Origin of the sequence: Gordonia sp. IITR100, assembly GCF_002009645.1 — a bacterium.
Taxonomy (GTDB): domain Bacteria; phylum Actinomycetota; class Actinomycetes; order Mycobacteriales; family Mycobacteriaceae; genus Gordonia; species Gordonia hongkongensis.
The window spans coordinates 56,741-71,761 of sequence record NZ_MVKV01000013.1; the positions used below are offsets into that span (position 1 = coordinate 56,741).

Annotated in this window: 12 protein-coding genes; 6 read left to right on the plus strand and 6 right to left on the minus strand. The window is 68.1% G+C overall.

Going from position 1 to position 15,021, the window contains the following annotated elements; translation table 11 throughout:
* Positions 1 to 30: 30 nt before the first annotated feature.
* From B1818_RS17070 to B1818_RS17080, 3 genes are all read left to right on the plus strand, one after another.
* Positions 31 to 2,202 carry a glutamine synthetase III gene (locus B1818_RS17070; RefSeq protein WP_078113418.1) on the plus strand — a complete coding sequence of 724 codons (2,172 nt, stop codon included), beginning with the start codon at positions 31 to 33 and terminating at the stop codon, positions 2,200 to 2,202.
* A gap of 238 nt (positions 2,203 to 2,440) precedes the next feature.
* A complete protein-coding gene (locus tag B1818_RS17075) occupies positions 2,441 to 3,940 on the plus strand; it encodes a SulP family inorganic anion transporter (protein WP_078113463.1) in 1,500 nt (499 codons plus the stop codon).
* Between the two features lie 20 nt (positions 3,941 to 3,960).
* On the plus strand, positions 3,961 to 4,374 hold the full coding sequence (locus B1818_RS17080) for a MerR family transcriptional regulator (protein WP_058251565.1): 414 nt from the start codon (positions 3,961 to 3,963) through the stop codon (positions 4,372 to 4,374).
* 20 nt (positions 4,375 to 4,394) lie between these two features.
* Here B1818_RS17080 and B1818_RS17085 read toward each other — a convergent pair whose 3' ends face one another.
* Both B1818_RS17085 and B1818_RS17090 read right to left on the minus strand, forming a co-directional pair.
* Positions 4,395 to 5,279 carry an SDR family NAD(P)-dependent oxidoreductase gene (locus tag B1818_RS17085; RefSeq protein ID WP_176455948.1) on the minus strand — a complete coding sequence of 295 codons (885 nt, stop codon included), beginning with the start codon at positions 5,277 to 5,279 and terminating at the stop codon, positions 4,395 to 4,397.
* Between the two features lie 75 nt (positions 5,280 to 5,354).
* Entirely contained in the window at positions 5,355 to 6,953 is a 1,599-nt protein-coding gene (locus B1818_RS17090; protein WP_078113421.1) for a CdaR family transcriptional regulator, read from the minus strand.
* Between the two features lie 74 nt (positions 6,954 to 7,027).
* On the opposite strand from B1818_RS17090, the gene pruA reads away from it, so the two are divergent.
* From pruA to B1818_RS17105, 3 genes are all read left to right on the plus strand, one after another.
* Positions 7,028 to 8,674 carry an L-glutamate gamma-semialdehyde dehydrogenase gene (pruA, locus tag B1818_RS17095; protein ID WP_078113422.1) on the plus strand — a complete coding sequence of 549 codons (1,647 nt, stop codon included), beginning with the start codon at positions 7,028 to 7,030 and terminating at the stop codon, positions 8,672 to 8,674.
* Positions 8,674 to 9,624, plus strand: a complete 951-nt coding sequence (locus tag B1818_RS17100) for a proline dehydrogenase family protein (RefSeq protein ID WP_078113423.1) — start codon at positions 8,674 to 8,676, stop codon at positions 9,622 to 9,624. Before pruA ends, B1818_RS17100 begins: the two co-directional genes overlap by 1 nt.
* A gap of 352 nt (positions 9,625 to 9,976) precedes the next feature.
* Positions 9,977 to 11,236 carry an HNH endonuclease signature motif containing protein gene (locus B1818_RS17105; protein ID WP_078113424.1) on the plus strand — a complete coding sequence of 420 codons (1,260 nt, stop codon included), beginning with the start codon at positions 9,977 to 9,979 and terminating at the stop codon, positions 11,234 to 11,236.
* A gap of 165 nt (positions 11,237 to 11,401) precedes the next feature.
* Here B1818_RS17105 and B1818_RS17110 read toward each other — a convergent pair whose 3' ends face one another.
* The 4 genes from B1818_RS17110 to B1818_RS17125 are packed head-to-tail and all read right to left on the minus strand — an operon-like array spanning position 11,402 to position 14,981.
* Positions 11,402 to 11,950, minus strand: a complete 549-nt coding sequence (locus tag B1818_RS17110; RefSeq protein ID WP_078113425.1) for a molybdenum cofactor biosysynthesis protein — start codon at positions 11,948 to 11,950, stop codon at positions 11,402 to 11,404.
* A gap of 9 nt (positions 11,951 to 11,959) precedes the next feature.
* Positions 11,960 to 13,534 (minus strand): FAD-dependent oxidoreductase, encoded by a 1,575-nt coding sequence (locus B1818_RS17115; RefSeq protein WP_078113427.1) that lies wholly within the window; start codon positions 13,532 to 13,534, stop codon positions 11,960 to 11,962.
* The gene (locus B1818_RS17120; RefSeq protein ID WP_078113428.1) at positions 13,531 to 14,376 is read right to left on the minus strand and encodes an FAD:protein FMN transferase; all 846 of its coding nucleotides are present in this window, start codon (positions 14,374 to 14,376) and stop codon (positions 13,531 to 13,533) included. Before B1818_RS17120 ends, B1818_RS17115 begins: the two co-directional genes overlap by 4 nt.
* Before the next feature lie 38 nt (positions 14,377 to 14,414).
* Positions 14,415 to 14,981: an FMN-binding protein gene (locus B1818_RS17125; protein WP_139114203.1), complete on the minus strand. Its 567-nt coding sequence runs from the start codon at positions 14,979 to 14,981 to the stop codon at positions 14,415 to 14,417.
* Positions 14,982 to 15,021 lie beyond the last annotated feature (40 nt).

The following is a 15,021-nucleotide window of genomic DNA, read 5'->3' on the forward strand; positions in this document are numbered from 1 at the left end:
ACAGGGGGCCCAGATCATCCAGGAGTGTCCATGAGTGGCAGCATGTCCCGCCGACAGGCGATCGAGGCCGTGACGACCTACGACGTGTCGGCGCCGGGGTTCACCGAACCCCTCGCAGACACGTTCGGGCGCAATGTGTTCAGCCTGTCGGTCATGAAGAAGCGGCTGCCCAAGCACGTTTTCAAAGCGGTCGCCGCGACCGTCGACACCGGCTGCGCGCTCGACCCCACCCTCGCCGACTACGTCGCGGTGGCCATGAAGGACTGGGCCATCGAGAAGGGCGCCACCCACTACGCCCACGTCTTCTACCCGCTCACCGGTTTCACGGCCGAGAAACACGACTCGTTCCTCGAACCCGATTCCACCGGCGCATCGCTCGCCGAGTTCGCGGGCAAGACGCTGCTGCAGGGCGAGCCCGACGCGTCGAGCTTCCCCAACGGCGGTCTGCGCGGCACCTTCGAAGCCCGCGGCTACACGGGCTGGGACGTCACCAGTCCCGCGTACATCCTGGAGAACCCGAACGGCAACACCCTCTGCATCCCGACGATCTTCATCTCGTGGACCGGCGAGGCCCTCGACAAGAAGACCCCGCTCCTGCGCAGCCAACAGGCCATGAGCAAGCAGGCCATGCGGTTGCTCCGCCTCTTCGGCCACGACGACGTCGACACCGTCGTCTCCTACGCCGGCGCCGAGCAGGAGTACTTCCTGATCGACGAGCACTTCTTCTATGCGCGACCAGATCTCATGACCTGCAACCGAACCCTGTTCGGCGCACCGCCGTCGAAGGGCCAGGAGTTCGACGACCACTACTTCGGTGCCATCCCGGAACGCGTGCTGTCGTTCATGATCGAACTCGACCGCGAGCTGTTCAAGCAGGGGATCCCGGCGAAGACCCGGCACAACGAGGTCGCGCCCGGCCAGTTCGAGCTCGCACCGGTCTTCGAGCGGTCGGTCCTCGCCCACGACCATCAGCAGCTGATGATGACCACGATGAAGGCCGTCGCCGAGAAGTACGGTATGAAATGCCTGCTGCACGAGAAGCCGTTCTCCGGCGTCAACGGTTCGGGCAAGCACGTCAACTTCTCGCTCGGCAACGCCAATCAGGGCAACCTGCTCAATCCCGGCGACACCCCGCACGAGAACATGCAGTTCCTGACCTTTTGCGGCGCGATCATCCGCTCGGTGCACCTCTACGGCGGGCTCCTCCGCGCGGCGGTCGCGTCGGCGTCGAACGATCATCGTCTCGGCGCCAATGAGGCTCCGCCGGCGATCATCTCGATCTTCCTCGGCGACCAGCTGATGGACGTCTTCGAGCAGATCGCCAAGGGCGGCGCCACCGGTTCCAAGGCCGCGGGGGTCATCGAACTCGGGGTCGACACCCTGCCGCCCCTCAAAGCCGATCCGGGGGATCGCAACCGCACCAGCCCCTTCGCGTTCACCGGCAACCGATTCGAGTACCGCGCACCGGGTTCCAATCAGTCGATCTCCGATCCCATGGTCGCCATCAACACGATCCTCGCCGACTCCATCGACTTCATCGCCTCGGACCTCGAGAAGCTCCTCGCCGACGGTCTCGAACTCGCGGACGCCGTCCAGAAGGTGTTGCAGGAGATCGCCAATGCCCACGGCTCGGTCATCTTCAACGGCAACGGCTACTCCGACGAATGGCAGGAAGAGGCCGCCGCCCGCGGACTGAAGAACCTACGGACGACGGTCGACGCGGTGACGGAGTACACCTCGCCGGACGTCGTCGAGATCTTCGAGAAGTACGGCGTGCTGTCGGCCCGCGAACTCGAGGCCCGCGAGGACGTCATCTTCGAGTACTACGCGCTCACCCTCCTCGTCGAGGCCAAGGAGACCGCGGAGATCGCCAAGACGATGATCATGCCGGCCGCGATCCGGTACCAGGGTGAGCTCGCCGGGACGGCGGCGTCGCTCAAGATGGCCGGAATCGAGGCTCCCACACCGTTGCTCGAGGAACTGACCGGACTGATCAGCACGTTGCACGACGGGTTGACGGCCCTCGATGCCGGTATCGCCGGCATGCACGGCGAGTCCACCTTCGAGGAGTCGAAGTACGCGCTGGAGAAACTGGTCCCGGCCATGGCCGCGGTCCGCGAGGTCGCCGACACCCTCGAGTCCATCGTCGCCGACGATCTGTGGCCGCTGCCGACCTACAACGAGATGCTCACGATTCTCTGATCCCGCATCGTCGACACGCCCCTTGCGCATCGCGCAGGGGGCGTGTTGTTGCGCGCCTGGAGTTGTGTGGCGTGACGCCCAGCCGCACACCCGCATTTGTATCTCTACCCTCCCGTGAGGGTAGAGTTGGTCCGTCCTGCGGGGCGGCGTCGGCCGTCGGAATCGCCCGACGCCCGCGAGGGTGGGTGACCCCTTCCGCGACAGACGTTTCCGTTACCTCACGAAAGTCGAGACGCCGATGACGGCCGAGGTGCTGACTCCTGCCCGACAACAGTCGGTGCTGGCGACCCTGCGCTCCCCGCGGCGCCTGCGTACCGAGGTCCTCGCCGGTCTCGTGGTGGCGCTCGCGCTCATCCCCGAGGCCATCTCGTTCTCGATCATCGCCGGGGTCGACCCGCGGGTGGGCCTGTTCGCCTCGTTCACGATGGCGGTGACGATCGCCATCGTCGGCGGCCGTCCGGCGATGATCTCCGCCGCCACCGGGGCGGTGGCGCTGGTGGTGGCCCCCCTGGTCGCCAGTCACGGCCTGGATCACCTGATCGCCGCGGTGCTCCTCGCCGGGGTCATCCAGATCGTCCTCGGCGCAGTGGGTGTCGCCCGTCTGATGCGGTTCATCCCGCGCAGCGTGATGGTCGGATTCGTCAACGCACTGGCCATCCTCATCTTCACGGCTCAACTCCCCCACCTGCTGGGGGTGCCGTGGCTGGTCTATCCCCTCGTCGCGGCGGGGCTTGCGATCATCGTCGGTCTGCCGCGGCTCACCACGGCGATCCCATCACCACTCGTCGCGATCGTGCTGCTCACCGCGGTCACGCTCGCGGTCGGGTTCTCCGTCCCCGACGTCGGCGACGAGGGCGACCTGCCGGACAGTCTGCCCACGTTGTTCTTTCCCGACGTCCCGCTGAACTGGGAGACGCTGTCGGTCATCGCGCCCTACGCCTTCACCATGGCACTCGTCGGCCTCCTCGAATCGCTGATGACCGCCAAGCTCGTCGACGACCTCACGGACACCCACTCCGACAAGACGCGTGAAGCCACCGGTCAGGGCATCGCCAACATCGTGACCGGTCTCTTCGGCGGCATGGGCGGGTGCGCGATGATCGGCCAGACCATGATCAACGTCAAGGAGTCCCGGGCCCGCACCCGCATCTCGACGTTTCTGGCCGGACTCTTCCTGCTCATCCTGGTCGTCGGGCTGGGTGACATCGTCGCGCTGATCCCGATGGCCGCGCTCGTCGCCGTCATGATCATGGTGTCGGTCGGCACCCTGGATTGGCACAGCGTCAACCCGAAGACCCTGCGGCGCATGCCGAAGAGCGAGACGGCCGTGATGCTCGCGACCGTCGTCGTCACCGTGACCACCCACAATCTCGCGTACGGGGTGATCGTGGGCGTCCTGACGGCGATGGTCCTGTTCGCGCGCCGGGTCGCCCACTTCACGGAGGTGGTCGATGTCGCCGATCCCGAACCCGGAACCCGCGTCTACGCGGTGCGGGGCGAGTTGTTCTTCGCGTCCAGCAACGACCTCGTGTACCAGTTCGACTATGTCGGCGACCCGGACGACGTCGTCATCGACATGAGCGGCGCACACATCTGGGACGCGTCGACGGTCGCTACGCTCGATGCCGTCACCACCAAGTACGCAGCCAAGGGCAAGACCGCCACCATCGTCGGCCTCGACGACCACAGCGCCGAGCGTCATCGACGCCTCAGCGGACAGCTCGGCGGCGAGGGCTGACCGGGTAGAGAGGACAGGTCGTGACCGACGACGGGACCGACACCGCCGAGCACCTGCAGATCGGCACGGTGGCAACGGAAACCGGGTTGTCCATCAAGACGATCCGCCACTACGACGAGGTCGGTCTGGTCGTCCCGTCCGCCCGCTCGGCCGGGCGCTTCCGGCTGTACACCCGGGCCGACATCGATCGGCTGTTCGTGATCCGGCGGATGAAGCCACTCGGTTTCACCCTCGACGACATGCGCGCACTCCTGCATGCCGAGAGCGTCCTCGACGACTCCGACGCGGCGCCGGCGGACCGGCGGGCGGCGCTCGAGGCGGTCGCGGAGTTCCGGCAGCGCGCACGACTGGCGTGCGAGAAGCTCGAGCGGCAACTGGAATATGCGCACGAACTCACCGCTCAGCTGTCGGATCGACTGACCGATCCGGCGTGATCCGGCCGGGCACGTGGGCCCTACCCCAGCGGCCACCGGGTGCCGGTGCGGGCCTCGGCCTCGGCCTCGGTCCAGAGTCGACCGGCCAGCTCGTAGTCGCACGCCGCGAGCGATCGGCCCGACAGCACCGGTCGGCCGCGCAGTCCCCACGGTCCGTCGACCCCCACGTAGCTGCCCGGCGGGATCGGCTCGGTCAGGCAATGCAGGGTGGGTGCCGCGCCGGCGTCGAGATCGTTGCCGACGACACCCGCCAGGCCCTGCGCCGCGCGGTGCAGAACGCCCAGGCCCGGCTTGTTCGAGATGTTCGACGCGGCCCAGCCGGGATCGGTGAGCATCGAGGTCACCGGCGACCCGACGTCGCGCAACCGTCGGTCGAGTTCGAGACCCCACAGCATCACCGCGAGTTTCGACCCGGTGTAGGCCCGCGGCGACGACCACCGGGTGCGTCGGAGGTCCAGGTCGGCGGGGTCGATGCGGGCGCGGCGATGCCCCTCCGAACCCACGGACACGATCTGCCGCCTGATGCGTGGCAGGAGCAGGTTGGTCAGGGCGAACGGCCCGAGGAAATTGGTGCCCATCCCGAGTTCGAATCCGTCCCGCGTCGTCCGATGCTGATGCGGGAACATGCCGGCGTTGTTGACCAGCACATCGATCGGGCCGTCGAGTTCCTCGACGAAGGTCCGCACCGAGGCGAGGTCGGCGAGATCGAGCCGGATCACCTCGCAGTCACCGCCGAATTCCCGTGCGCGCCGGGCGCCGAGATCGGTGTCGCGGACGGCCAGGACCACCTGCACACCGGCCCGGGCGAGCGCGCGGGCGGTGGCCATCCCGATACCGTTCGTCGCACCGGTGACGACGACCCGCGAGCCGGTCAGGTCGGACAGGGACTTCGACGATGAGGGCATGGGCGCCACGGTACCCACCGGCCGGCCGGGCGGGGTGGCACTCGGTCGGGGTGGGACTCGGGGGCGCAGCGACTCTCACCGAACGCGCAGGGACAGCGCCACGACGAGACGCGTCGCCGGGTCGTCGAGATCCATCCCGGTCAGGGTCTGCACTCGACGGATGCGGTAGCGCAAGGTGTTCGGATGGACGTGCAGCGCCGCCGCCGCCGCGCGGACGTCACCGAAATGGTCGAGGTAGGCGCGCAACGACGCGGTGAACTCGCTGCCGCTGCGAGTATCGAGATCCGCGAGCCCGGCGACCCGGCTGTCGACGAGATCGGGGTTCTCCGAGAGCAATCCGATGATCTCGGCGAGCAGCACCCCGGTGCGGGATCGCTCGACGGTGGTGACGTCGTCGATCAGGTCGGCGTCGCGACCGGCGGCGTCCAGGACACGATCGATCGCAGAGCGCAGATCGGTTGCGGCGGCGATGGTGTCGGGGCCGGCGACGACCGCGCGTGCCGGCACGCCGAATTGGCGGTCGGCGGCGTCGACGGAGATCCGCGCCCACGTGACGGCGTCGTCGAGCGGGACGCCTGGGAGCACGACGTACGCGCGGTCACCGATCGTGACCGTGACCGACAGCGGACTGAAAGCGCTGGCGTGCAGCATGAGTGCCGAGACCTGCCCGGCGCGGATGCCGTCGGGGGCCGTGAACCCCACGACCGTCACCGTGGCGGTCGGCGCGATGCCGAGCTGGGCGGCGAGGTGGTCTGTGTCGACCGGGACTCCGCCGACACCGAGGAGTCGCCGGACCCGCTGATCGTGGTCGGAGCCTGCCGAACGCCGTCGCGAGATCACCCGGGCCGCCACAGCTGCGGCGCCGACGAGTACCTCGTCGGTGTCGCGGGCCGGCGGGCGCGACCCCTCCTGCAGCCAGACGACCCCCATCAGGACGTCGGAGCGATCGCTGTGTGGGCCCGACGCCGGACGGATGGCGACCGCGCGACGCGGCCGAAGTCCGAGATCGGTGCGTGCGTCGACCATCACGACTCCGGACGACTTCCGGACCGCGTCCATCACGCCCCACTCCCGCAACCAGGCCAGCATCTCCGGCGGCCCCTCGCGGCCCAGGATCGACAGTCTGCGCAACTCGTCGGCCTCCTCGCCAGCCGAGCTGTAGGCGAGGACGTGCGCGTGCTCGTCCTCGATGCTCACCAGACCACCGGTCCGGCGGGCGACCTCCGCGGCGAGCTCGAACAGGTCGCCGGTGCTTCCCGACTCCATGGACTCGCCGCTCCCGACCGCGCCGCGTGCGGCGTCGAGCACCCGGGTGACGAGGTTGTAGATGCGTTCCCAGCGGGCGTGCGGATCGATGGCGATGACCGCGATGCCCAGTCGATCGGCGAGGCCGACCAGGGTCTGTGCGGGGTTCTTGGCCAGTACGGCGACCGGGCGGTGCGCCCCGAGGCCGCCGAGCCACTCCACGACGACGTCGTCGGCGAGTCCGACCAGGAGGAACAGGTCGGCGGATCGGGCGGCGTGCCCGAGCCCGTAGTGCACGTCGTCGGCGTCGACCATCGCCATCGTCGACACCGGCGCGTCGAGACCGCGGGGCGACGAGACCAGGGTCGCGACAGTCTGGTCAAGGGCGAGGACCAACCGCCCGAGCGCGATACCGGCAGTCTTGTCCATACGGACAAGACTAAGAGACCCACCTCGGCTGATCGGCCATATCGCGACGTCGAAAGGGACGGTGGACTGAGGTCATGGATGCCATCACCACTCCCCCTCGACCGTCGAACGAACCCGTCCACAGCTATGCCCCCGGTTCGCCCGAGCGTGCGCGCATCGTCGACGAGCTGGCGCTACAGTCGCATGCCGGCCGCCGCGAGTTCCCGCACATCATCGGCGGCCACCTGAGCCTCGGGGCGGGTGAGGAGATCGACGTCGTCCAGCCCCACGCACACCGCGAGGTACTCGGCTTCATCACCAACGCCACCCACGACGACGCCCGCGCCGCGGTGGACGCCGCTCGCGCCGCCGCCCCCGACTGGGCTCACACGAGCTTCGACGACCGCGCGGCCGTGATCCTGCGCGCCGCCGAGCTGCTGGCCGGGCCGTGGCGCGAGCGGATCGCGGCGGCGACGATGCTCGGTCAGTCGAAGTCGGTGCAGCAGGCCGAGATCGACGCCCCTTGCGAGCTCGTCGACTTCTGGCGGTTCAACGTCGCCTTCGCGCGTGAGATCCTCGCCGAGCAACCGGAGTCGTCGCCCGGGGTGTGGAACCGGCTTGACCACCGTCCACTGGACGGGTTCGTCTACGCCGTGACCCCGTTCAACTTCACCGCCATCGCCGCCAATCTGCCCACCGCCCCCGTGTTGATGGGCAACACCGTCGTCTGGAAGCCCTCCCCCACCCAGGCGTACTCCGCGCAGCTGACCATGGCGCTGCTCGAGGCCGCCGGATTACCGCCCGGGGTGATCAACCTCGTCCACGGCGACGGTGCCGCGGTCTCGGACGTCGTTCTCGCCGACGAGGATCTGGCCGGGATCCATTTCACCGGGTCGACGAGGACGTTCCGTCATCTGTGGCGTGAGGTCGGTGCCAACATCGAGCACTACCGGAACTACCCGCGCCTCGTCGGCGAGACCGGTGGCAAGGACTTCATCGTCGCGCACGCCTCGGCCGAACCTCATGCGTTGCGAACGGCGTTGACGCGCGGCGCTTTCGAGTACCAGGGACAGAAGTGTTCGGCGGCGTCGCGCGCGTATGTCGCCAGGTCGGTGTGGGAGCGGATGGGTGACGAGTTCCTCGGCGAGGCCGACGAACTCGCCTATGGCGACGTCCGAGATCTGACGAACTTCGGTGGTGCGGTGATCGATCGGCGCGCGTTCGACAAGCAGGTCGCGGCCATCGACCGGGCCAAGTCGTCGGCGTCGCTGACCGTCGCGGTCGGCGGCGTCTGCGATGACACCGAGGGGTACTTCGTCCGACCCACGGTCTTGGTGTCCGACGACCCGACCGACGAGGCGTTCGCCATAGAGTACTTCGGTCCGATCCTCGCGGTTCACGTCTACGACGACGCCGACTACGAGAACATTCTCGGCCTGGTCGATTCGACGGCGCAGTACGCACTCACGGGGTCGGTCATGGCGACCGATGTCGCCGCGGTCGCGCTCGCCTCCGACCGGCTGCGGAACGCGGCGGGCAACTTCTACGTCAATGACAAGCCCACCGGCGCGGTGGTCGGGCAGCAACCCTTCGGCGGCGGCCGGGCGTCGGGGACCAACGACAAAGCCGGGTCGAAGCAGAACCTGATGCGCTGGACCTCGACCCGCACGATCAAGGAGACGTTCTCACCTCCCACGACCTCGTCGTACCCGCACATGGTCGCCGACTGGACGGCGCTGTGATGGGGTCCGTCTTCGACACGGTGCTGCGGCCCGCGATCGTCGCGGCATCGCGCAGCGAGCGGATCAAGGACGCGTCCCAGCGGTGGCCGGTCACCGGACGAGTGGTCCGCCGATTCGTGCCGGGCGAATCGCTCGACGCCGCCATGACCGCCGTCGTCGCCGAACTCGCCGACGGACTCTCCGTCTCGGTCGACTTCCTGGGCGAGGACACCCCCGACGAATCCCAGGCCGACGCCACGGTGACCGCGTATCTGGCTCTGCTCGAGTCTCTGTCGGGACGCCGTCCGGCACCTGCCGGGTCGTTGGAGGTGTCGCTGAAGCTGACCGCGCTCGGTCTCGCACTGCCGGAGCACGGCGCGAAGATCGCCGAGGAGAACGCGCGCACGATCGTCGAGGCGGCCGATGGCCTGGATGTCGTGGTCACCGTGGACGCCGAGGATCACACCACCGTCGACCAGCGGCTGGCGATCGTGCGGTCGTTGCGCTCCGAGTTCCCGGAGACCGGGACCGTGCTGCAGGCCTGCCTGCGTCGCACCGAGGACGACTGTGCCGAATTCGCGGCGTCGGGCGCCCGAATCCGGTTGTGCAAGGGTGCTTACGCCGAGCCGGCCGCGGTCGCGTTCACCGACCGCCGCCAGGTCGACGACAACTATCTGCGGTGCCTCCGGATACTGATGAAGGGCTCCGGTTATCCGATGGTCGCCAGCCACGACCCCACAATGATCGACGCCGCGAGGATCCTCGCCGACGAATTCGGTCGCGCCCCGGACAGCTGGGAACACCAGATGCTGTACGGAATCCGGGCCGACGAGCAGCGCCGGTTGGCAACCGCCGGCGCACGCGTCCGGGTCTACATCCCCTACGGCGAGCAGTGGTACGGGTACCTGGTCCGACGCCTGGCCGAACGTCCGGCGAACCTGGGGTTCTTTCTGCGCGCACTGGCCGGGTGAGGCCCCCCGACCAGTCGACTGTGCGTCGGTTTTCGTTGACTGTGCGGCACTGGGCCACTGCTTCCTGATCCGAAACGCTGGATCTGCGGTTGCCGGAGCGCTGAAAGCCGCCCGCGGGGTCGAGCACAGCAACTACCAGAGGGCGGTGGGCCGGCGACCGACAGACTTCAACTCGACCGGCAGACTTCGATCGAGGTCTGGGAGTCGAGTTGAAGTCTGTCGGTCACAATTCGGGCAGATACGCGAGATAGTCCCGACAGTCAACGCGAATCGACGCACTGTCAACCAAAAACACTGCACAGCGGACGAATTCGCGGTTCTCGGCTTGTGGAAAACCCTCGAAATCGAACGAATGTTCCTGTACCTTGGAGTCATGCCAGAGCTAGCCACTCTCCTCGATCAACTCATCGGAACCACCCCACCCACCGACGACCCAACGGGCAGAGCAACATTCGACGCCCTCGACACGTGGCGCCTGATCCGCAACCTCGCAGACCACCAGATCGCCGCGCACGCAGCGCAACTCGACGCCCTCGGAGTCGCACAGAAGACCGGTAGCACCACCAAGAAGCTGCTGATCGAGTCTGGACATGCGCCGGCCTCCGCCCTCCGCACCATGCGGAGTGTCGACGCGCTGCCCAACCTGCCCGCTTTGGCGCGTCATACCGCCGATGGGCGGCTGTCCGGCGAGGTCGTCGATGCCATCGTCCGCGGCATGAACGAGCTCGATAGACGTTGTGGTGAGGCGCTTTCCGGCGACGAGCGCTCGCGGTTTGAGCTCGAACTCATCGCCCAAGCACTATCCGGTGCAACACCGACTGAGGTGCTCAAGCATGCTCACGTCATCGGCAACGCTCTCGCCGATGCTTGTGGCGCAGGAATCCGAGCGTCGGACGATGCAAGCTTGAACTCGGTCAACGCACACACCACCGACGACGGCCGCGTCGAAGTCCGCGCCGAGCTCACCCAGGTGGTCGGCGAGAAGTTCCTGACGATGATCGATGAGCGCTCGTGCCCCAGGCCCGAACCCGACGGCGCCGAAGATCGACGCACCGCCGAGCAACGCCGCGCCGACGCCTTCGAGTTGATCCTCGACCAAGCCGCGATCGGCGCTACCCTCGATACCGTTGGTTCCCCGCGCACTCAATTGATGCTGACCATCCCCGCGACCGGAGACCTCGCAACGCTGCCGTGGACCGGATCGGTCAGCCATGCCACCGCGAAACAGGTCTCGTGCGACGGCTCGCTCACGGAGATCATCCTCGATAGTGAGGGCGTACCACTACAGATGGGTCACACCCGCCGGTTGTATCCGTCACACCTACGCAAAGCGATCATCGTCCGCGACGCGTGCTGCGTCAAATGTGGTGCACCGCCGTCCCATACGCAGGTGCATCACATCAAGTCGTGGGCCGAGGGTGGACCCACCGACCTCGACAACGGCTGCCTGCTCTGCCAACGCTGCCACACCCAGGTCCACCATCACGGCTGGGACATTGTCATGGGTTTCGACCGCCACCCGTGGCTCGTCCCGCCCGCCAATATCGACCCGCACCGCCGACCGCTACCGGCCTACAACCGCCGCACCATGCGACTCGACGACGCCGCCTGACCGGCCGTCCGACACACACTTTCGCGTAGCACCTTCCGAACCCGGGCCACACCCCGGGACCGCATCCGTCCCTTGACAACTCCACAGAGACATAGCAGTCGGCTCCGTTCCCCTCAACATGTAGAGGGGAACGGAGTCCGCGGGGCAGACCATCGTCGCCCCTAGCTACATCGGCTGCGCCCGCCGCACCTGGTCGGCGGCGCGGGCGGCGTCGAGTTCGACGTCGGTGCGCAAGACCGCGGGACCGACGCTCAGCGTCCCCGACGTCAGCGGTTGCGTCCGAAGTCCACCACGTCCGATCAGGGCTTTGCGCACCCCGTCCCCGGCAACGGTGTCCATCCACGAACACGGATGAGCAGGGCGTCCGCCGCGGAACCGGATCGGACCCGACCCGGTGTCCAGCTCGAACTCCCGTCCCCGCAAGGGATCGAGCTCGACACCGCGCACGACGACGTTGCGGCGGGCCAGAACAGGATCGGCGTCAGCCGCCGCCGCCATCCATGCTTCGAGCGCCAGAAACGTCACGGCCGCCTCGGTGTGGGCCCGGATTCCGTAGAAGCGATCACCACGAATCCCCTTGTCGGCGACGATCTCCACCGATTCGGGGGTGCGCGTCTCGACCTCGTCGGCCGGGCCGTCTTTCGGCCTACCGAAGTAGGCATGCTTCGGCGAGACGACGAATATGACCATCTCGCAGTGGTATTCGAACTCCATCAGACGCGGTCAGTATCCGGAGAACGAGTCGGTGTGGACACGCCACGGCCGGGACCGCCGCGTACCGTCGAGGCGGCGGACCGCCGCCGACGTCCGTTCGACGAACGCAGGCGTACCTGACACGTAGTAGTGGGCGCCGGCAGCGCTGGGCCCGATGAGTTCGGCGAGCCGGGCGGGATCGTCGATCCCGTCGGCTAGTTCCGGTGCCTCGACGGCCGCAATGCGCGCGTTCGCGGCCCGGGCGCTCTCCAGGTCATCGGCGTATACGGCGCGCCCCTGATCTCGCAGCACGTGCGCGATGGTCAGGCCGGAGAGATCGTGGCCCGACTGCACCAGCTCCCGCACCATCGCCACGAACGGAGTGATCCCGATCCCGGAGGCGATCAACACCACCGATCCGGTCGCCGGAAACGACCGCGGCAGCACGAAGTCCCCTCCGATCTCGTCGACGTAGACCCGGCGTACGCTGCCGTCGACCAGCGCTGCCTTGTAGGTCGACGGCGCCGCGGCGACGCTGAAGCCGAACTCCACCGGTTGCTGCCGAGGCGCGGACACGAACGAGAAGACCCGCCGCGAACCCGACCACACCGGCGCCGACCACCGCGGCACACTGACACTCGACCACTGCCCCGCCCGGAACACCGCTGCGCCACCGACCGGTTCACCGCGCACCGCGTAGGTTCGGTCGGCAACCGGGACGGTGACGACGTCGAGCGGCACCCGGCGCGCAGTGCCCGACACCAGTCGGACGAGGAACGCGTACAGGCATCCGACGAGCAACGCCACCTCGGGCACGAACGCCAACGTGTACGCGTCGGTGATCGCAATCGTGTACTGGCAGTGCATGAGCACACCGACCAACGCCGCGTACAACAGTCGGTGCAGCTCGGTGGCCGGCGACGTCAGCGGCTCGGGCAGCATGATCGCCGCCACGAACAGCATCGGACTCGACACCACCCATGTGGACAGATCCTGGCCGCCGCGTACCAGTTCGACGACCCCGATCGTGACAAGGGAGGCGCCGATGAACACCAGGGCCAGTCGCCACTCGCGGATCAACGTCACGACCACCGCACCGATCACGACCATCGGGACGAACAGCGGATCGGCGGCCACCCACCAGAACGGGAAGCTGATGCCCTCGACACCGGCGTATGCCAGCGCGTAACAACCGACCGCACCCGTGACCGCGGGATTGACGATCAGCCGACGACGCCATGCGAGAACATATTTCGACGCCGCGGCGATGGCGGCGCCCACCGCGACGGTGGCGACGGCGGTGTCCTCCGAGCCGCCGGGCAGGACGAAGAACAGGATCAGTCCCGTGATCAGCCACGAATCCGAGTTCGGCGGCACCCGCAGCACGCCGGCGCAGACGTAGCTCACGACCCCGCTGACCCCGACCGCGACGACCAGCCACACCGCCAATTCGTCCGGACCGTAACCGAAGTCGGCATCGGTCGCCGAGACGACGAAAGCGACTGCGGCCAGCACCACCAGCCCGCAGAGCACCGCCCGATACGGGGTCAGGTGCCGCCGGGCCGCGTCGATCGGCGAGAGCAGCTGCGGCAGAAGCGTTGTCACAGGAACAACTCCAATCCGGGGATGGCGGTGTGTTCGACGCTCCCGTTGCGTCGGATGGTCACGTGATGAAATCCCTCACGGTGATGGTCAAAATCGCCGCGCAGGAACGCCGCAGGCGTGAAGAACAGCGCCGTCGCCAGGCCGTCGGCCTCCATCGCCGACGGCGCGATCACCCAGGTCGCCAGCACCTCCCGCGCGGGCGAGGCGGTACGCGGATCGACGATGTGGTGCCAGTCGGCCCACACCCGCCGATTGCTCGCCGAGGCGCAGACCGCGCCGCCGGCAACGGACACGACGCCGATCGCCTTCGTCGTGTCCAGCGGATGCTCCAGCGCCACCCGCAGTCCGCGGGAACGCGGCGATATCACCATGTCCCCACCTGCGTCGACCACGAAGTCGTCGACGTGGCCGCCGACGATCTCCGCCACCCGGTCGACCGCGAATCCCTTTCCGGCTGCGCCCACGTCGAGCAGAGCCGGTTCGCGAATCTCCAGCGCACCGACGTGCTCACCGATCACCGCCTCCCAGGCCGGCGCCGTCGGCACCCGCGCCGACGCGCGGAGCGTGTACGCCGCGTCGTAACCGGCCTCGGCGAGCGTGCGCCCCACCAACGGCGACACCGCGCCGCCGGTGAGGCCGTACAGACGGCGGTACCAGTCGACCAGCGGTTGGTCGGAGTCGGCGATCGGGTATCGCCCCGCCTCTCTGGCCATCTGCGCGACCGTCGAATCGTCCCGGAACCGTGACCAGGCCCGGTCGATCCGGTCGATCTCGGTGTTCACCGCGTCGACGACATCGGCGGGAAGTGTTTCCGGGGTGCTGATCGTCCACCGGGTGCCGATCGCATCGAACGCCCAGTGGTGCGCGGTGCCGACGGAGGTCAGGCCTGCGCCTCCTGTTTGATCTGTTCGATCGCCTCGTTGAAACCGCCGGAGGTGAGCGACGAGCCGGACACCTTGTCGACCTCGATCTCGTCGATGTTCTTGCCCACCACGACGTCGGAGATGCCGCCGGCGAACTTGCCCTGGTACTCGAGCGACGGGCCCTTGGTCTGGCTGGTGTCCACCGACACGGCGGTGATGACCGAGTTCGACAACGTGACGGTGACCCCGACGCTCTGCGGACCACCCGGCGAGATGTACTCACCGCGCGCCGTGTACTCGCCGTCCTCGTACTCGCCGGAGCCCGCGTCGGCGGCCTCGGTGGCAGCGGAGCTGCCCGTCGCGGCGCCGGTCGTCGTGCCGGTGGCCGAGTCGTCCGACCCGGAGTCCTCGGACGAGCATGCGCCCGCCACGAGTCCGACCACCGCCATCGCCGCGACCACCCCGCCGGTGCGGGCGAGGACGGACGATCCCCGCGGGCTGCGGGACGGGCGCGAAGAACCGGGGCCCGGTTCGGCGATCGTGCTCGGGTCGAGGGTCTCGGTTGGCTCTGGGGTGTGCGTCATGCACCAATTGTGCCGATTGCGCGGCCATTGGTCCCGGCGA

Coding starts and splice junctions, on each gene's coding strand:
- B1818_RS17070 (WP_078113418.1), top strand. CDS start 31: ATGAGTGGCAGCATGTCCCGCCGACAGGCGATCGAGGCCGTGACGACC.
- B1818_RS17075 (WP_078113463.1), top strand. CDS start 2,441: ATGACGGCCGAGGTGCTGACTCCTGCCCGACAACAGTCGGTGCTGGCG.
- B1818_RS17085 (WP_176455948.1), bottom strand. CDS start 5,279: ATGCCCTCATCGTCGAAGTCCCTGTCCGACCTGACCGGCTCGCGGGTC.
- B1818_RS17090 (WP_078113421.1), bottom strand. CDS start 6,953: ATGGACAAGACTGCCGGTATCGCGCTCGGGCGGTTGGTCCTCGCCCTT.
- pruA (WP_078113422.1), top strand. CDS start 7,028: ATGGATGCCATCACCACTCCCCCTCGACCGTCGAACGAACCCGTCCAC.
- B1818_RS17100 (WP_078113423.1), top strand. CDS start 8,674: ATGGGGTCCGTCTTCGACACGGTGCTGCGGCCCGCGATCGTCGCGGCA.
- B1818_RS17105 (WP_078113424.1), top strand. CDS start 9,977: ATGTTCCTGTACCTTGGAGTCATGCCAGAGCTAGCCACTCTCCTCGAT.
- B1818_RS17110 (WP_078113425.1), bottom strand. CDS start 11,950: ATGGAGTTCGAATACCACTGCGAGATGGTCATATTCGTCGTCTCGCCG.
- B1818_RS17125 (WP_139114203.1), bottom strand. CDS start 14,981: ATGACGCACACCCCAGAGCCAACCGAGACCCTCGACCCGAGCACGATC.